We start from the raw sequence: 17,973 nt of genomic DNA on the forward strand, positions 1-17,973 counted from the left end.
AAGATGTAACAGGGACTGGGTTTCAGTTTCTGTTTTTTTATTAGGCAAGGATGAATTGGCTCGGTTTTTGGTATAATGAAAGAAAGTAGAGGGGAGACCACATGAAAGCAATAGAAAGACGAAAGCACATTTTATCACTTTTACAGGAAACATCTCAACCACTTTCAGCGAATTACCTAGCAAAAGAATTTGGAGTGAGCCGTCAGGTGATTGTGGGAGATATAGCCTTGCTTCGAGCAGAGGGGGATCTGGTTTTGGCGACTCCGAGAGGCTACCTACTGCAGTCTTCTCTGGCGCCTCTTGAAGGTGCTTATATTCGTAAAATAGCTTGTCAACATGGACCAGAAGATGTTGAAAAAGAGTTGACTATCCTATTAGAGGGAGGAGCTCAAATCCTTGATGTCGAAATTGAACATCCTATTTACGGTCTATTATCTGGCAAACTAAATATTACCAGTTTTGAAGATCGGGACCGTTTTTTAGATGATTTGAGTCATTATAAAGGAGTGCTATTGAGTAATTTAACAGAAGGAGTTCATACTCACACTGTCTCATTTCCCTCGGTTCAAGCCTACCAAGAACTTTCTTTGGTATTAAAGGCTGCAGGAATTTTGCTAGAAAATCAATAAAACATTACAGGTGTCTTGACACCTGTAATGTTTTAGTTTATAATCGAACCTATAGAAAGAGAGGTTCCTTATGTCACAATTAACACTATCATCTAAAAGTTCCGTCAAGCAGCTGTCCATTAGTGCGATTCTTACTGCATTTGCTATTTTGATTCCATTGATGATGCCGATTAAAATTGTTATTGGTCCGGCATCCTACACACTTGCTAGTCATATTCCGTTGTTTATTGCAATGTTTATTTCACCAGCAACGGCCATATTGGTAGCATTGGGCTCAAGTCTAGGCTTCTTTTTAGCAGGATTTCCTATTGTCATCGTATTTCGTGCATTAACCCACTTGATTTTTCTTACTCTGGGAGCTTTTTTAATAAAACGATTTCCAAGTTTTATGGACATTAAGCGCTTCATCATATTAGGGATTGGTCTCAATCTACTTCATGGCTTAGGGGAGTATATTGTGGTCATGGCCCTGACTTCGGGCGGGCAGATTTCAGATACTTATTGGATGACTATGCTTGGCTTAGTTGGTCTAGGTTCTGCACTTCATGGATTGCTCGATTTTAGTTTGGCATATTATTTTTGGAAAATCTTGAAAGAACGGAAAATTTATCAACCTTAATGTGAGTTGAGATAAAATATAGTCTAGAAGTCGGAGAAAATTCTCTGGCTTTTTCTTGTTTTTTCTGTAAATGTACGAGATTTATTCAATTTTTTAATAAATGTGTATAAATATGTTGCAAAAAGTATAAATATACACTATAATAGTCACTAAGTTTTATTTGCTAATTTAAATAGAAATGAGAATGCTTATGACGAAAGAAAAATTAATCCTAGCTTATTCAGGTGGCCTTGATACTTCAGTTGCGATTGCATGGTTGAAAAAAGACTACGATGTCATTGCGGTTTGTATGGATGTTGGTGAAGGGAAAAATCTCGAATTTATTCATGACAAGGCCCTTTCCATCGGTGCAATTGAATCGCATGTTTTGGATGTGAAAGAAGAATTTGCTCAAGAATACGTTTTGCCTGCCCTACAAGCTCATGCATATTATGAACAAAAATATCCGCTAGTATCAGCACTTAGTCGCCCTCTGATTTCTAAAAAGTTAGTGGAGATGGCGCACAAGACTGGTGCAACGACCATCGCTCATGGTTGTACAGGGAAGGGAAATGACCAGGTACGGTTTGAAGTAGCTATTGCGGCTTTGGATCCAACTTTGAAAGTTGTAGCACCTGTTCGTGAATGGAAGTGGGCGCGTGAAGAGGAAATCCTATTTGCCAAGGAAAATGGTGTTCCGGTTCCAGCAGATTTGGATAGCCCTTATTCAGTTGACCAAAATCTTTGGGGCCGGGCTAATGAATGTGGTGTATTAGAAAATCCATGGAATGAAGCACCAGAAGATGCTTTTGGAATCACTACTTCTCCAGAAAATGCACCAGATCTTCCTGAGTATGTAGATATCGAATTTAAGGCTGGTGTCCCAGTTGCTATCAATGGAGAAACGCTCAGCCTTGCCAATCTCATTCAACAACTCAATGAGATTGCTGGTAAGCATGGTGTTGGACGAATTGACCATGTTGAAAACCGGTTAGTTGGGATCAAATCACGTGAAATTTATGAGTGTCCCGGAGCCATTACTCTTTTAACAGCTCATAAGGAAATTGAAGATTTGACCCTAGTGTGTGAAGTATCTCATTTCAAGCCAATTGTATCTAATGAACTCTCGAATCTGATTTACAATGGTTTGTGGTTCAACCCTGCAACACAGGCATTGAAAGCTTATCTGCAAGCAACTCAATCAGTCGTGAATGGAACCGCAAAAGTGAAATTGTATAAAGGATCAGCGAAAGTAGTTGCCAGAAAATCACCAAATTCTTTGTATGATGAAGATTTGGCAACCTATACAAGTGCTGATACATTTGATCAAGATGCTGCAGTTGGTTTCATCAAGCTTTGGGGATTACCAACCAAAGTGAATGCAGAAATTCATAAAAAGAACTAGAAAGTAGGAGCTTATGGAAGCAAAGAAGTTATGGGGTGGTCGTTTTGAGGCCAGTCTTGAGGAATGGGTTGAAGAATTCGGAGCCTCCATTCGCTTTGATCAAAAACTGGCTAAGTATGATATTCAAGGGTCATTAGCTCATGTACAAATGCTTGGGGCAACAGGTGTTATTAGCCTTGAAGAAGCTCGGTCTATACAGGTTGGTCTGGAAGAACTTCTGAATGAATATGAAGCTGGAAAGCTAGTATTTGATATTCGAAACGAAGATATTCACATGAATATCGAAAGTCTCCTGACTGAGAAGATCGGGTCAGTGGCAGGGAAATTGCATACAGCACGTTCTCGTAATGATCAAGTTGCAACAGATATGCATCTCTATTTGAAGGATACCTTGTTCCAAATAGTAGATAAATTGACCAATCTACGCCAGACATTGGTCAATCTTGCACAAGAGCATATCGAGACGGTTATGCCGGGCTATACCCACTTACAGCATGCTCAGCCAATTAGTTTTGCTCAGCATATGTTGGCCTATTACAATATGTTCAGCCGTGACAGTGAGCGTTTTGCATTCAACATTCAGCATACAGATATATCTCCACTTGGTGCGGCAGCATTGGCAGGAACTACATTTCCAATCGACCGTCAACTAACGTCGGACTTAATGGGTTTTTCTCATCCCTATTCAAATTCCTTAGATGCTGTATCAGATAGGGATTTTATCTTGGAATTCTTATCAAATGCGAGCATTTTGATGATGCATATGTCTCGTCTCTGTGAGGAAATCATTAATTGGTGCTCACATGAATACCAATTCGTTACTTTATCGGATACCTTTTCAACAGGTTCTTCCATCATGCCTCAGAAGAAAAATCCAGATATGGCTGAGCTGATTCGGGGGAAAACAGGTAGAGTTTATGGGAACTTAGTTGGCCTACTGACAGTCATGAAATCCTTACCGTTGACTTATAACAAGGATTTGCAGGAAGACAAAGAGGGAATGTTTGATAGTGCGGAAACAATTTTGGTATCTATCGATATTTTGGCAGGTATGCTACAATCTATGACAGTTCATAAGGAAAGAATGGCTCAATCAACTGAGAAGGACTTTTCGAATGCTACAGAGTTGGCAGATTACTTGGCTAGCAAGGGTCTACCATTTCGTCAGGCGCATGAGATTGTTGGAAAACTGGTCTTGGAATGTAGTAAAGCTGGCTACTATTTACAGGATGTTCCTTTAGAACGTTATCAGGAAATTTCATCTATTATTGGACCGGATATATATACAGCTTTAGAGTCTCAAACGGCAGTTTCACGAAGAAATTCGCTTGGAGGAACCGGTTTTGAATCCATTCGCTGGCAAATTCAGCAAGCAAAAGAGCAATTATCAGCTTCAAAAGGCCTCTAAACGTGATGTTTATTGGCTTTTTTGAATTTTATGGTATAATAGTAGTAATTTTGAAAGATGGAGTGAGAGTTTGAGAAAAAGCTATCGTGTCAAGCGTGAACGAGATTTTAATGACATTTTCACCAAAGGAAATAATGTGGCAAATCGTCGATTTGTAGTCTATTGGCTAGCGAAAGAACAACCGCATTTCCGAGTAGGGCTTTCTGTCAGTAAAAAATTAGGAAACGCTGTCACGCGGAATAAGATTAAGAGGAAAATTCGGCATGTTCTTATTGAGCATCAGGAACAACTTGTAACGAATGATTTTGTTGTCATTGCTCGTAAGGGTGTTGAAGAATTAAACTATCAGGAAATTAAGAAAAATCTTCTCCATGTTTTAAAACTTGCCAAACTTTATCAGGAAGGTGTTGAGATTGAAAAAGAAAGCTAAGTGGGTTGGTTTACTCGCGGCGTCCCTGTTTGTATTGACAGCCTGTGGGACAGGTCCAGTAACTAGCCAGTCGTCTGGTGCATGGGACCAGTTAATCTATTGGTTCGCTAGTGTCATCCAATTCTTGTCCATCAACGGTCAAATTGGAGTAGGGATTATCCTATTTACTATTTTGATTAGGACCCTGTTATTGCCTTTGTTCCAAATACAGATTAATTCTTCGCGAAAGATGCAAGAGTTGCAACCGAAGTTGAAAGCGCTACAGGCTGAATATCCAGGAACAGATATGGAGAGTCGCCAACAACTTTATGAAGCAACACAGGCACTCTACAAAGAAAACGGCGTTAGTATGAGATCGTCTATGATTCCGCTTCTCATTCAAATGCCAATCTTATTGGCTCTTTTCCAAGCTCTAACACGCGTTGAAGCCTTGAAAGTTGGTCATTTTCTTTGGTTAAATCTCGGGGAACCTGATCCGATTTTTGTCTTGCCTGTTCTGGCTGCTGGTTTCACATTCCTCAGCACATGGTTGACCAACAAGTCTGCAATTGAAAAAAATATGGCTATGACAGTTATGACTTTTGCCATGCCAGTCATGATTTTTTTCTTTGCTTTGCCGGCTGCGAGCGGGGTATCCTTATACTGGACTGTATCAAATGCTTATCAAGTGGTTCAAACTTTAGTATTTAATAATCCATTCAAAATAATAGCGGAGCGTCAAGCCAAAATTGATGCGGAGAAAGAACTTCAGTCTAAGAAGCGAAAGGCTCAGAAAAAGGCCAAGAAAAAGAAATAGGATTCTAGGAGAGAGAAAATGAAATTTACAGGATCAAGTGTTGAAGAAGCTATTCAAAATGGCTTGGTAGAGTTAAATATTCCTCGGAAGAAAGCACATATTACTGTAGTTGCGCGTGAGAAAAAAGGCTTCCTCGGTTTTGGGAAAAAACCAGCTATTGTTGATATTGATGTCATCAATGAGACAACGGTAGTGAAAGCTAATCAAAAAGCTGTTCGTGGAGTTCCAACTGAAATTAATGAGTTGAATGAGCCAGTTAAAAGTGTCTCAGAAGCGACGATTGACCTAGGAAAAGTTGTTGCAGCTGTTAAAGAATTTGAAAAATCTGGACAAACGCTTGAAGAGGATATCAAGGCTCAGATTTTAAAAAATGAAAAAGAGGCAACTACAATTCTGGAAGAGACAGGTCGCATAGAGATTTTACCAGAAGAGCTGCTTCATCCATCATCTGCAGATCAGCTTATCGATGAAACAATTCAAGACCAACCTGCTACCACAAATCAAAGTGAATCAACTTCTGAATTTGCTGATATTGATATTAAGGTGGAATCACAGTATGACATTGAACAAGTTGTAGCTGAAGTGTCAGAATATGTTCAAGAAATCTTGGATGATATGGATGTAGAGGCTCGTATCGAGACAAGTCACAATAGACGAACTATTAACATTCAAGTCGATACAAACGAGCCTGGTCGTGTCATTGGTTATCATGGTAAAGTATTAAAAGCCTTGCAACTCTTAGCACAAAACTTTTTGTATAATCGATATGAACGTAATTTCTATATCACTATCAATGTGAATGACTATGTAGAACACCGTGCAGAGGTACTACAGGGATATGCTCAAAAACTGGCAGAGCGTGTGATAAGCGAGCAAGAAGCTTATCATACAGATCCTATGTCTAGTAATGAGCGCAAAATAATCCATCGCATCATTTCAAAAATGGATGGATTGACAAGCTATTCAGAAGGTAGCGAGCCTAATCGATACGTTGTCGTAGACATCGAAGGAAATCGTGATTAATTATCAAATGTTTAAAGAGAGGATGAAGTGTTCCTCTCTTTTTATTAAATATGAAGAAAAATATTTGTTCCGATTGGCTGATTTTTGGATTCTTGGTGAAAAGTCAGTCAGAACACCTTGACAAATAGTTTAATTTCTTATAAAATAGATTGGTATGTTTAGTAACTGATCAAAACTAGCCGGCTAAACGAATACGAAAATCTAGAGGAGGTATTCATCGTGAAACGTACTTTTCAACCAAGTAAAATCCGTCGCGCACGTAAACACGGTTTCCGTAACCGTATGGCAACAAAAAATGGCCGTCGTGTGTTAGCAGCTCGTCGCCGTAAGGGACGTAAAGTGCTTACTGTAGCGTAATTGATGAACAAGAAACCAGCAGAAACTCGAGTCTGCTGGTTTTTCTTTCTTAATAGTAAATGGAAATGTGAGAAGGGAGTACTTTGACATGGATAGGAAGATGATCCCCCTCGTCACCGTCAATATTTATTTGCAAATCACCGTCGGTGATTGAGATTTTCCCTTCTGTGAAGGTTTCGTAACCTAGACTGGATGACTCTTCTGTAACCCCTTTTATTAATTGAGGGATAGCAGATACTGTGTCTAGAAAATGACTGTCCTTTAGATAAACTAAGTGGAGTAAGCCATCATCTACCTTGGCATTCGGTAGTAGTGTCTCGAATCCACCGATTGAATTGGTTAATCCGATTATCAGCGTTGAAGAAGTGATAATTTTTGAAACGTTATTCAACTCTACTTCAAATTGGTAACTTTGGTTATTAACTAATTCTTTTACCCCATTTATAAAATAAGCTAACTTACCAAATCGTGTCTTCTCTTCAGGAGATACATCATTAATTCCTTGAGGGATGGCACCAATTGCGGCGACATTCATAAAGTAACTATTATTGACCTGTCCGATATCAAGGGGGCGCTTTCGAGAAGAATCGAATTGAGCAATTGCGGTTGCTGGATCTAAGGGAATGCCCAATGCTCTGGCTAAGTCATTTACTGTACCTAAGGGGAAGAATCCGAAGGTTGGTCGGTAAGGTTCATTAGCAAGGCCGCTAATTCCTTCATTGACGGTGCCATCACCACCCATAACAAATACACTATCAAATTTTTCTTGGGCAGCCTCTTTAGCGTAGCGAGTAGCATCGCCAGCTTTTTTAGTTTCTTTGACCACAACACAATCAAAAAAGTTTTCTAGCTTCTCTTTGGCCAGTTTTTGGAATTCTGGTGCTTTTTCGCCACCAGAACTAGGATTAACAACTAACAAAGCTTTTTTCATAGCGATTCTCCTACTGATTTTTATGATATTATTTATTATACAATTTTTTACATAGCAGATGCAACTAACCGCTTCCTTATTAGTTAACGTACAGGTGGAAAAATGGTATACTACTTAGTAGTTTGAAAGAGGAGCTTATAAAAAAGAGAATGGTAACTATTTTTGACACCCACACCCACCTCAACGTTGAACAGTTTGACGGTCGGGTCCAAGAAGAATTAGACTTTGCCAAGGAGATGGGGGTCACCCTCCACAATGTGGTCGGTTTTGACCGTGCAACCATTGACAAGGCTATGGAGCTTGCTGACCAGCATCCCGAAATCTATCTGACATTGGGTTGGCATCCGACAGAGGCTGGCACCTATGACGAGGAAGTAGAAAGCTACTTGCTTGATGCACTCAAACATCCCAAGGTCATTGCCCTGGGGGAGATTGGGCTGGACTACTACTGGATGACGGCAGATAAGGAAACTCAGGCTCGTGTTTTCAAGCGACAGATGGAGCTGGCCAAGCAGTTGGACTTGCCCTTTGTGGTTCATACTCGCGACGCTCTGGAAGATACTTACCAGATCATCAAGGAAGTCGGCGTCGGTCCGCGTGGAGGCATCATGCACTCCTTCTCTGGAACGCTGGAGGAGGCTCAGGCCTTCATGGACTTGGGGATGCACATCTCCTTCTCGGGAGTAGTGACTTTCAAAAAAGCTGTCGAACTTCAAGAAGCGGCGCAGACATTGCCCCTAGAAAAAATCCTGGTCGAAACGGACGCACCCTACCTGGCGCCTGTTCCTAAGCGTGGTCGGGAAAATCGTACCGGCTACACCCGATATGTGGTGGAAATGCTGGCCCAGCTTCGCAACCAATCGGTCGAAGAAGTGGCGAGAGCGACCTACGAGAATGCAAGGAGTTTGTTCAGAATTGACTCAGAAAATTAAGATACAAGAAGTCCTCGTTGTCGAGGGAAAGGACGATACGGCAAACTTGAAGCAGTTTTACGAGGTGGATACCTACGAAACAAGAGGCTCTGCCATATCAGACCATGACTTAGAACGCATCGAGAAACTCCATGACCTGCGGGGCGTCATTGTCTTTACTGACCCAGACTACAATGGCGAGCGGATTCGGAAGATGATTATGCAGGCCATTCCCACGGTCAAACACGCTTTTTTACAGCGGGACGAGGCTATACCTAAGTCCAAGACAAAAGGGCGGTCCTTGGGCATTGAGCACGCCAGCTTTGAGGACTTGGAAAAGGCCTTAGCAGGTGTGCGTGGTCATTACGATGACGAAAATAACTTTGACATTAGCAAGTCAGACCTGATTCGCTTAGGCTTACTGATGGGGGGCGACAGTCGTAAGCGGAGGGAGTATCTGGGAGAAAAACTCCGGATCGGCTACTGTAACGGCAAACAACTCCTCAAACGCTTAGAACTGTTTGGGATAAGTCTGGCGGAAATGGAAGAGGCTATGGGGGAGTATGAATAAAGCGGGAACTGTCAGCTGGCTTCTGTTCTTATACGTATAGTATCTCTATTTTTATTGGATAAAACGCAGAAGGCCAAATATATATTTAAATCAATTCCAAAAAAGGTATAGAGTACATTTAATAAATGTAGTAGATTAAGAAAAAGAATTATGGTACAATATCTGTGCGTATGATTAGATTTTTGACTTGTGTGTTCGCAAGAATTAACAAAAAGGTTACACGGTGTTTAGCTCACTCAAGTGCCCCTTCAGAGAAACGAAAGTCAATCCATTAGTGGAATAAATGTTTATAGTAGTTTTTAGGCTATTTTCGGAATTATTTTCATACTTTCGTTCGCGTAAGAGTTTTCATACGCTTTTTTGTTGCATTAAGGGATAATAAGTTAGATGAATAGATTAAAGCAGGTAACTAATAAAGATGATTTTGCTAAACTTCTTGGCTTTAAAAATAGCAGATACATTAATTATGTGCTGTATTGCATAGGGACAGACAAGTTATATAAGGAGTTTGAGATTCCCAAAAAGAATGGAGGAGTACGGATTATTTGTGCCCCCAAACCAGAGTTGAAACTTTTGCAGAAAAAACTAGCATATGTTTTGTGGGATTGTTTTGTAGATGATTTATCATCAAAATCAAAAGAAAAAAATTATAAAATACCTATGCTATCACATGCATTTGAAAAGAATAAGAGTATTATTACAAATGCTCAAGCCCACAGAAACAAAAAATATATTTTAAATGTTGATTTAAAAGACTATTTTGAAACTTTCAATTTCGGTAGAGTAAGAGGTTTTTTCATAAAAGATAAAGATTTTCAAGTATCTCCTGAAGTCGCAACAGTTATTGCACAAATCGCTTGTTATCAAGGAAAACTTCCTCAAGGGGCTCCCTCATCCCCTATTATTACGAATTTAATTACTAGAATTCTTGATTATCGTATTGTCAAAATTGCTAAGAAATATCGATTTACTTATACTAGGTATGCAGATGATTTGACTTTTTCGACTAATCGTAAATTATATTCTAATAAACTGAAAGCTACCAAAGAATTAGATAAATTTTTGGAAGAGCTTGAAAAATTAATTGTTTCTTCAGGATTTGAGATAAATTCGAAAAAGACAAGACTGAGCGATGCCATGCAACGTCAGGAAGTTACGGGTCTAATTGTCAATAAAAAACTTAATGTAAAGCGGGAGTATATTAAAAATACTCGCGCGATGGCTTTTAAATTATATAAAGATGAAAAATTTGAAATTGATGGAAAACAGGGAACGATTGAACAGTTGACAGGTCGCTTTGCATTTATTTTTCAAATCGATCAATATAATAACTATCTTTTGTACAAAAAATCATTGGTTGAGAATAGCCTAAATTCTCAAAAAAATCTTTTGGGGAGGAACCTGTCAAAAAAATCAGATTCTAAGTATTACTGGAAATATATTTTTTACAATAGAGATTTAAGGAAAGAATTATTTTACAATAAGCAACACAAAACTTATAACCTTCCCAAAGAGTTCTATGCTATTAGTAAGGAAGATAAGAAAAACTATATGGCTTTCTTCGATTCTAAAGAAAAAGAATATAAAAAGTTTCTATTTTATAAATATTTCTACGGAAACAGTAACCCTATTATAGTGCCTGAAGGAAAAACAGATCCCAGATATATAAAAGCGGCTTTAAAGAATCTGTATCTAAAGTACCCTGAGTTAATTAAGAAAAGTGGGAATAAATTTATATTTGAAATTGATTTTTTAAAACACAGTAATACGATAGAGTATCTTTTCAATGTTCCAGAGGGTGGTCCAGGTTTTCAGTATTGGTATAATTATTTTTCTGATAAGAAGGATTTTCCAATGTCAGATAAAGAAAAGTTATTATATCCCAATTACATAGAATATTTCTACAATCAAACCTCAGCGCATCCGAAAAAACCAACAATATTTTTATTTGATAATGAGCCATCAGGCAATCCGCTTTATGCTTTTGTGAATTACGCAAAAGATTTAGAAATAAGCTCCTCTAATCTGAATCAGATTAGAGGAAGCAGCTTTTCTAAAATTGTAAAGAAGAATAGTCTATATATTATGGCTACTCCATTGATAAAAAATTGGAATCAGGGTACGTCATCTGATATAGAGGACCTGATAGTTTCCAATGACAAAAATATAGAACCTATACAAAATTTTATGAAAATAAATAAGATTGACTCACTTAATGTACTAGATGTAAAAAAACACAAAGAGATCTTTTCTAAATTTGTGCTAAGAAATTTTAACAAATTTGATTTTACGGCATTTATTCCTTTATTGGATGGGATAAGAGATAATATTTTAGATTATAAAATGAAAAAATAATAGCAAATGTCAATAGAAGCAAATTGCCGATTAACTTGACAATCTCGCTTAAAAAGCCTACAATAAAAACAGAAAGGTCCTCAAGTTTTCACTTGAGGACCAATAGGACCGTTTTAAAGACGGGACGGATTTGCAGATAACAGAAAAACCGCTACTTACAGACCGGTCAAAGTTGGAAGTGCGGTTTTACTGTTTATTTTTTTCGTTGAAATGTTAAAATAGCCAGTAAAAGAATGCCAAAGTTTATCATTAGCTCAATCGCTTCGTAAACTGACATCGACGGTCACCTTTCTAAGGAGTTGTGCCATGGCCTCACCTCCTGAATCAGATTTCCGTCCCGCCTTCGGAACTTCCCTACACTAGATTAATTCGGAAAACAACAAGCATTTTGTTCCGCCTTTTTAAAATAAAAGGCAAAAAAATGAGAAACACACATAAGAATCGCTAAAGAGTTGTACAAGAAGTTTGACAACTCTTTTTTTCTATGCTATAGTAAGCCTAGAAACGATGAGAGGTATTGCTTATGGAAGCTATTGTATATTCCCATTTTCGAAATCACTTAAAGGACTATATGAAAAAGGTAAATGACGAGTTTGAGCCTTTGGTCGTGGTTAATAAAAATCCAGAAGAAGATATTGTTGTACTCTCAAAGAGCGAGTGGGATAGTTTACAAGAAACCCTCGCTGTTGCTCGGAACACTTATCTGTCTCAAAAAGTTTTGCGTGGTATGGCTCAAGTCAAAGCAGGGCAAACCCAAGAACGCCATCTGATAGAGGCAGACTAGCATGGGAATCCATTTTACAGAGGATGCTTGGGAAGACTATCTCTACTGGCAGGGTCAGGATAAGAAAACACTGAAGAGAATCAATAAGATTATCAAGGATATGCAGCGACATCCTTTTGAAGGCATTGCCAAACCAGAACCTTTGAAGTATGACTATCAAGGTGCCTGGTCAAGAAAGATTGATGCGGAAAATCGGTTGATTTATATGGTGGAGGCCGACCAGTTGTATATCTTGTCGCTAAAGGACCATTATGGGTGAGAGTAGAAGAAACTGAGATAAAAGATGCAGATAATCAAACTGACTAAAATTGATTTTGTTGCCTCGCTGTCTATCTGAAGCTTGCCTAGAAATAAAAAACAAGAAAGAACACACATGAGAATCGCAGACAAAAACGTTACTCGTGCCGTCCTTGAACGCCACGGGTTTACCTTTAAGAAATCCTTCGGTCAGAACTTTTTGACCGATACCAATATTTTACAGAAGATTGTGGACACGGCAGAGATTGACCGAAATGTCAATGTCATCGAGATTGGTCCTGGAATCGGGGCCTTGACCGAGTTTTTGGCGGAAAATGCCGCCGAGGTCATGGCCTTTGAGATTGATGACCGCCTGATTCCAATTTTGGCGGACACCTTGGGTCGCTTTGACAATGTGACTGTGGTCAACCAAGACATCTTGAAGAGCGACCTACAGACCCAGATTCAGAATTTCAAAAATCCTGACCTACCTATCAAGGTCGTGGCCAACCTGCCTTACTACATCACCACACCCATCCTCATGCACCTGATTGAGAGCAAGATTCCCTTCAGCGAGTTCGTGGTTATGATGCAGCGAGAGGTGGCCGACCGCATTTCTGCCGAGCCAAACACCAAGGCCTACGGTAGCCTGTCCATTGCGGTCCAGTACTACATGACTGCCAAGGTGGCCTTCATCGTGCCTCGGACCGTCTTTGTGCCCGCACCAAACGTGGACTCCGCCATTCTCAAAATGGTCTGCCGTGACCAACCCCTGGTGAGCGTCAAGGATGAAGAATTCTTCTTCCGGGTGTCCAAGGCCAGCTTTGTGCACCGCCGCAAGACCCTGTGGAACAACCTGACCAACCATTTCGGCAAGTCCGAAGAGGTCAAGGACAAGCTGACGCAGGCACTTGGCATGGCAGAGCTAGAAGCCAGTGTCCGTGGAGAAGCACTTTCTATGGCTGACTTCGCGCGTTTGTCTGATAGCCTCCAGGAAGTTGGCTTATCATGATACTAGCGCAGGCAGTTAATCAATTAGCCCAGTTTTGTGGATTGAGATAACTGTCCTCCTTGATAATGCAAGCTCTCCAAGCCGAGCAAGGACTAGAACAAGTAAATGTTCTAGCCTTTTTTGGTGGTTCCATTCTAGCTGGTGGTGAACAACTGGCAGAAGCTATTCGAAACACGCTCGCCAAGACCTACATCATCGTAGGTGGAGCAGGTCATGTTTTTGATCTTCATTGAATAATAGAGCAAAAATAAAAAGCTCGTCAATAGCAAATATCCGTTGGTATCCTTTGAGATGTAAAGTTTCAAGGAAAAGATATACGAAATGTGCTTTGATTGAGCTTTTAAAATAATGATTTATAGACTATCTAAAATTTGTTGGGTAGATAAAATAGTGGCAAATTCTTCGTTCAGACTAGCCAAAGTCGAGTCTTGAATTTCTTGGGCACTAAATATTCTACCTTTATGGTCATGTAGTGGGAATGATGCAGTAGCGTCTTCCGCTAATGTGACTGAAAAACCTAAATTTGTTGCCATACGGGTGGTGGTGGATACACAATGAGGGGTTGTCAAACCGGCAATAATTAAACGACTGACACTTTGTTCTCTGAGAATTGCTTCTAAACTTGTTCCGATAAAAGCACTGTTAACGGTCTTGGTGATGACTAATTCATCTTCCAAGGGTTTCACTATATCAATAGCAGAGAACCCGTTTGATTTAAAATAGAAACGAGAATCTGGATGCTGGCTCCAATGATGGATATGAAAAATAGGTAGTTGGTTTTGTCTAAAATGTTTTAGCAACTTAGCTGCCTGGACTTCGGCCTGATCATTACTAGAAGAGCCCCAAGACCCATCTCGAAATGTTTGTTGAAAGTCAATTAGTACTAATGCCGTTTTCATTTTAACTCCTAAAAAAATAAATTTATGGTATTCTAACACAGATAAAAGTTGTAGTAAAGTAATATGGTTGTGCTGGCTCGCTTTTCATACTTCGCGCTCACATAATGAAATTGAATTCGTTTACTTGGTTGATTGGGGTGGAACTTCTGTGTTATTCATTGACTGACTCACGAAAGCTTGTTATACTAAAGGGAACTGAGGCTGGGCAATATTGTTCCAGCCTTATCCTTTGAGGTAGGGTGCTCGATACTCGTTTAAACTCAATGAAAAATAAAAATAGCTTAGTTCCAAAGGTTTGATTTACCTTTGAAGGTTGGAAATAAATCGATTTGTGTTTGTGTCTCCAAGCCGAAGGTAGAACTTTATTTCGTTCTTAACTCAAGTTTATTGGTCAAAAACCTCCATTGAATCTGTTATTCATTAAGTCTCTGGACAAGGCATATTTTTGATTTTCGGAGAATGATAGATATTATTTTGGTGTTCCGTTAGTATGATTCTTGTTTAGAGATAGCACTCACAACTGTATAAGTAGATAAATTTGAATATAGGTAACAAAATAGAAGAAAATTTTTCTTCAGATGAAGGTATAAATATGTTTAAAAAGTTACAAAAAAAACATCCCCACCTTGTGGCAATTAGCCTATTTGTGGGCTTTTCTATTTTATTATTAGTTCCACATTTAGTGACTAAGGGGATGGTAACAGGAGCAGATTTGATTTTCCATTACAATCATTTTTATGATGGAGCAATGCAACTGAAGGAGGGAAACTTCTCTTATATTATCAGTTTGTATGGCTATCAACAGTCTGGTCGAATTGTTAATGCTCTCTATGGCCCGTATTTTGCATACTTGCAAAGCGTCTTGGTATTGTTGAGTGGTACTTGGTACCGCTATCAGATTGTTTCTAATTTATTTTTGGGAACACTGAGCGCAACTTCTTTATATGTTCTCTTCCGCGAGGTTAAGGTCAAGTACTCACTCTCTCTTTTACTATCAATGTTTTTCGTGACAACTTATTCTATTCAATATTGGTGGGTATCCCAAGGTTTCACTAGCTGGGGAGTGGCACTGTTTCCGCTTTGTCTTATTCCAGCAGTGCGTTTCTTGCAAACTAAGAAAGTTCCTATTTTCCTTATGGCAGGAGCAGTAGGATTGATGTTGCAGGTTCACATGTTGTCAACGTTATTCTTAGTTATTGCTTATGGAATCATCTTTCTTTTTGGTTGGTTAAAATCAGAACAAAAGTTTAAGATTGTTGGAGATGTTGCCAAATCAATACTTGTTTTCCTACTGCTAACAATGAATATTTGGTTACCACTCATTAATATTGAGGTGACAAATACTTTGATACCCCCATTTGTGAATAAGAAGTTTGTATTATCAACAGTCACTCACCTCAAAATCCGATTCTTGTACTATCCGTATTCCTTGCCACTCTACTTTGGACTTTTTCTTTTCTTTTTGGTAAAAAATTGGAAAAAGCATTCTCGGGTTCTTGTAGGATTATCTATAACCTATACGATATATCTAATTTTATCAACTAATCTATTTCCTTGGCAATTAGTAGCAGGGAAGGGAATTGCCATTATTGAGCTGATTCAATTTCCTTCTCGATTTTTCCTTTATGCTAATGTCTTTTTACTAGTTGTCGTTGGATTGCAAATAACACGCCTATCCGAGAAGTGGCAAAAAGTTTTTTCTAAGATAGTTTTAATGTCTCTTTTTATCGGAGTTGGGTTTATATGGTATCAAAATGGTAAAGACATCCAAGAGGACTACTATAGTGATACCTTTATGCAACACCGGATCTATACTTCCCTTTATGGTTCGGCTGATGAATTGCGTGATTCTCTCCATTCATCAGACTTGAGTGAATTTATTTATCTTGCTCAGAAATCAACTCCAGACTACTTACCAAATTTAGAAGAAAAATCCGGACCTGCAACAAATGAAGAGACACGTAAGGCCTATCATGCTTACCATGACCAGATTATTCTTCCAAATAATAATTTTGAAAAGCAGGTTAAAGGGAATCAGTTAGTGATTACATGGACAGCAAAAGAAGCAGAAGAAACGGCGGTTCCGATTATTGTTTATCAAGATAGCCAGCTGGTCCTAAACCATCAAGTGTTAAATAGAGAAGATATGAAACTTTCCACTATCGGTGTTCCAACAGTCACAAGCCAAAAAGGGCAGAATACCCTTGTTTTGTCCTATAAGCAACAATGGTGGTTGTTACCGGTGATTGCGATTAGCTTGATGGGGTGGGGATTATGGCTTTGTTATTATATGGCTTTCTATCGCAAATCAAAACTTTTAAAATTGAGAATATACAATGAAACAAATCAATCCTAAAGTAAGTAAGCAATTTGTCCTTGTCATGGTGATGACTGTGATTCTAGCAATGGGGCGTGCTCTGCTACTGAGTGGTATGGCTTATCCAATATGGTTTATTCCTTTATCGATAATAGCCTATCTCATCTTTACTTTTTATATTTTGGTCTTATTAGAAAAATATGAAGAGTTTATCAGAACTAAAACGTTTGCAAAATATGTTGGTTATTTTCTAGGCTTTCTCTACCTTGTTACGTTAGTCTATCGGCTCAATGCTAAGAAGTTTCAACCCTGGAATATTTTTCGGAACAATCTTTTTCAAATTGAGCTGCTTTTGATGCTGGCATTACCAATTATTTTGGCTCTTTTCTTACATAAGAATAGAGTGGTTCGTGAAAGGCTTCGTTCTTGGTCGACAAAGCATTTGGTACCCGATGTTTATTTATTATTAACGACTTTGTTCTCACTTAGTCCATTAGCAATTTCATATTGGAAAGATAGCCATTATGAGAGTTTAATTGAAAATGGTTCTTATACGGAATTTTTCAGCCAGACTCCCATTTTTGCGACCATACATTTTGTGGCAATGTATTGGTTTCTACGCTATCTTTACAAATGTTTTAATGAGTTTAAAGCAAATCGGACCAATGTGCACAGTATGCTTTTCATTAGTTTAGCCTTGGCAACCATTTCGCATATTGGTTATCAAGCATCTATGGCAGGCGGCACAGGTTCTTATTTTACTAGGCACCTTTTCCCAGGGGCGATTGTTTTTCAAATTGCGTGTCTCTTTTTCTTAAATGTGATAATCAGTTTGGTCATCAATCGACAAATTTTATCAGTTGCATTAATCGCCTGTTTGAATGTAACTTTGATAACAGCTAATTTTCTTAAGTTCCGTTATCGTTCAGAGCCATTGACTCCAAATGATTTCAAGTGGATTGGGAACATTGGGATGATTTTTAGTTTTATTAGCGTGAGAGTGGTACTCGTTACGCTTCTATTCTTGGTTATTCTGATTTTTATTTATCGCCGTTTTCGTACTCGTTATTTTTTAGGGGCAATTGTTCAATCCTTTTGGAAGCGACTCGTCGGAATTTCTGTCATTGTCTCTTTGATTGTTGGAATGGGATGGGCGATTCGTAATGAGAAAGATCACAAGATTGTTGGTTGGATTCCAATTCTTTCTCAGGTTAACAATTGGCGGAATGTTGACTGGAAAGGCTATGCTTTTGTGGCACGTTACCGTACAATTATCCTTTCTCTGGTTACAACAGCTTAGCAAGACAAGT

General features: G+C 38.8%; 20 protein-coding genes. 17 read left to right on the top strand and 3 right to left on the bottom strand.

Annotation, left to right across the window (positions count from 1 at the left end):
- The first annotated feature begins 101 nt into the window (after nucleotides 1–101).
- From L6410_RS00895 to rpmH, 8 genes are all read left to right on the top strand, one after another.
- On the top strand, nucleotides 102–629 hold the full coding sequence (locus L6410_RS00895; protein ID WP_024397302.1) for a transcription repressor NadR: 528 nt from the start codon (nucleotides 102–104) through the stop codon (nucleotides 627–629).
- Between the two features lie 70 nt (nucleotides 630–699).
- A complete protein-coding gene (locus L6410_RS00900; protein WP_160863941.1) occupies nucleotides 700–1,248 on the top strand; it encodes a hypothetical protein in 549 nt (182 codons plus the stop codon).
- Between the two features lie 190 nt (nucleotides 1,249–1,438).
- Nucleotides 1,439–2,632 carry an argininosuccinate synthase gene (locus tag L6410_RS00905; protein ID WP_237395615.1) on the top strand — a complete coding sequence of 398 codons (1,194 nt, stop codon included), beginning with the start codon at nucleotides 1,439–1,441 and terminating at the stop codon, nucleotides 2,630–2,632.
- Between the two features lie 13 nt (nucleotides 2,633–2,645).
- Nucleotides 2,646–4,040 (top strand): argininosuccinate lyase, encoded by a 1,395-nt coding sequence (gene argH / locus L6410_RS00910; protein WP_024391600.1) that lies wholly within the window; start codon nucleotides 2,646–2,648, stop codon nucleotides 4,038–4,040.
- A gap of 70 nt (nucleotides 4,041–4,110) precedes the next feature.
- The gene (gene rnpA / locus L6410_RS00915; RefSeq protein WP_024391601.1) at nucleotides 4,111–4,470 is read left to right on the top strand and encodes a ribonuclease P protein component; all 360 of its coding nucleotides are present in this window, start codon (nucleotides 4,111–4,113) and stop codon (nucleotides 4,468–4,470) included.
- Entirely contained in the window at nucleotides 4,454–5,266 is an 813-nt protein-coding gene (locus L6410_RS00920) for a YidC/Oxa1 family membrane protein insertase (protein ID WP_024391602.1), read from the top strand. The genes rnpA and L6410_RS00920 overlap by 17 nt, the downstream gene beginning before the upstream one ends.
- An 18-nt stretch (nucleotides 5,267–5,284) precedes the next feature.
- The gene (gene jag, locus L6410_RS00925) at nucleotides 5,285–6,289 is read left to right on the top strand and encodes an RNA-binding cell elongation regulator Jag/EloR (protein ID WP_237395617.1); all 1,005 of its coding nucleotides are present in this window, start codon (nucleotides 5,285–5,287) and stop codon (nucleotides 6,287–6,289) included.
- Nucleotides 6,290–6,508: 219 nt separating this feature from the next.
- Nucleotides 6,509–6,646, top strand: a complete 138-nt coding sequence (gene rpmH, locus L6410_RS00930; protein ID WP_024391604.1) for a 50S ribosomal protein L34 — start codon at nucleotides 6,509–6,511, stop codon at nucleotides 6,644–6,646.
- A gap of 49 nt (nucleotides 6,647–6,695) precedes the next feature.
- Here the strand turns inward: rpmH and L6410_RS00935 are convergent, their stop codons facing one another.
- The gene (locus L6410_RS00935) at nucleotides 6,696–7,577 is read right to left on the bottom strand and encodes a diacylglycerol/lipid kinase family protein (RefSeq protein WP_024391605.1); all 882 of its coding nucleotides are present in this window, start codon (nucleotides 7,575–7,577) and stop codon (nucleotides 6,696–6,698) included.
- A gap of 149 nt (nucleotides 7,578–7,726) precedes the next feature.
- Here L6410_RS00935 and L6410_RS00940 point away from each other — a divergent pair, with 149 nt between their 5' ends.
- The 3 genes from L6410_RS00940 (at nucleotide 7,727) to L6410_RS00950 (ending at nucleotide 11,414) form a co-directional block, all read left to right on the top strand.
- Entirely contained in the window at nucleotides 7,727–8,509 is a 783-nt protein-coding gene (locus tag L6410_RS00940; RefSeq protein ID WP_237395618.1) for a TatD family hydrolase, read from the top strand.
- Nucleotides 8,493–9,059 carry a ribonuclease M5 gene (rnmV, locus tag L6410_RS00945; protein ID WP_237395620.1) on the top strand — a complete coding sequence of 189 codons (567 nt, stop codon included), beginning with the start codon at nucleotides 8,493–8,495 and terminating at the stop codon, nucleotides 9,057–9,059. The genes L6410_RS00940 and rnmV overlap by 17 nt, the downstream gene beginning before the upstream one ends.
- A 387-nt stretch (nucleotides 9,060–9,446) precedes the next feature.
- Nucleotides 9,447–11,414: a retron Ec67 family RNA-directed DNA polymerase/endonuclease gene (locus L6410_RS00950; RefSeq protein ID WP_237395621.1), complete on the top strand. Its 1,968-nt coding sequence runs from the start codon at nucleotides 9,447–9,449 to the stop codon at nucleotides 11,412–11,414.
- 193 nt (nucleotides 11,415–11,607) lie between these two features.
- Here the strand turns inward: L6410_RS00950 and L6410_RS11065 are convergent, their stop codons facing one another.
- The gene (locus L6410_RS11065) at nucleotides 11,608–11,691 is read right to left on the bottom strand and encodes a putative holin-like toxin (RefSeq protein WP_221739394.1); all 84 of its coding nucleotides are present in this window, start codon (nucleotides 11,689–11,691) and stop codon (nucleotides 11,608–11,610) included.
- Nucleotides 11,692–11,937: 246 nt separating this feature from the next.
- Here L6410_RS11065 and L6410_RS00955 point away from each other — a divergent pair, with 246 nt between their 5' ends.
- The 4 genes from L6410_RS00955 (at nucleotide 11,938) to L6410_RS00970 (ending at nucleotide 13,680) form a co-directional block, all read left to right on the top strand.
- On the top strand, nucleotides 11,938–12,198 hold the full coding sequence (locus tag L6410_RS00955) for a type II toxin-antitoxin system Phd/YefM family antitoxin (RefSeq protein WP_172028539.1): 261 nt from the start codon (nucleotides 11,938–11,940) through the stop codon (nucleotides 12,196–12,198).
- Nucleotide 12,199: 1 nt separating this feature from the next.
- Nucleotides 12,200–12,457 carry a Txe/YoeB family addiction module toxin gene (locus tag L6410_RS00960; protein ID WP_237395623.1) on the top strand — a complete coding sequence of 86 codons (258 nt, stop codon included), beginning with the start codon at nucleotides 12,200–12,202 and terminating at the stop codon, nucleotides 12,455–12,457.
- 114 nt (nucleotides 12,458–12,571) lie between these two features.
- A complete protein-coding gene (rsmA, locus tag L6410_RS00965; RefSeq protein WP_172055060.1) occupies nucleotides 12,572–13,447 on the top strand; it encodes a 16S rRNA (adenine(1518)-N(6)/adenine(1519)-N(6))-dimethyltransferase RsmA in 876 nt (291 codons plus the stop codon).
- A 65-nt stretch (nucleotides 13,448–13,512) separates the two neighbouring features.
- Nucleotides 13,513–13,680 carry a hypothetical protein gene (locus L6410_RS00970; RefSeq protein WP_237395624.1) on the top strand — a complete coding sequence of 56 codons (168 nt, stop codon included), beginning with the start codon at nucleotides 13,513–13,515 and terminating at the stop codon, nucleotides 13,678–13,680.
- Between the two features lie 120 nt (nucleotides 13,681–13,800).
- Here the strand turns inward: L6410_RS00970 and L6410_RS00975 are convergent, their stop codons facing one another.
- Complete coding sequence (locus L6410_RS00975; RefSeq protein ID WP_172055062.1) at nucleotides 13,801–14,346, bottom strand: cysteine hydrolase family protein; 546 nt, start codon at nucleotides 14,344–14,346, stop codon at nucleotides 13,801–13,803.
- A 592-nt stretch (nucleotides 14,347–14,938) separates the two neighbouring features.
- On the opposite strand from L6410_RS00975, the gene L6410_RS00980 reads away from it, so the two are divergent.
- Both L6410_RS00980 and L6410_RS00985 read left to right on the top strand, forming a co-directional pair.
- Nucleotides 14,939–16,702: a hypothetical protein gene (locus L6410_RS00980; RefSeq protein WP_237395626.1), complete on the top strand. Its 1,764-nt coding sequence runs from the start codon at nucleotides 14,939–14,941 to the stop codon at nucleotides 16,700–16,702.
- Nucleotides 16,683–17,963: an LTA synthase family protein gene (locus L6410_RS00985; RefSeq protein ID WP_237395628.1), complete on the top strand. Its 1,281-nt coding sequence runs from the start codon at nucleotides 16,683–16,685 to the stop codon at nucleotides 17,961–17,963. The genes L6410_RS00980 and L6410_RS00985 overlap by 20 nt, the downstream gene beginning before the upstream one ends.
- The last annotated feature ends 10 nt before the right edge of the window (nucleotides 17,964–17,973 follow it).

Source organism: Streptococcus parasuis, assembly GCF_021654455.1.
Taxonomy (GTDB): Bacteria; Bacillota; Bacilli; order Lactobacillales; family Streptococcaceae; genus Streptococcus; species Streptococcus parasuis.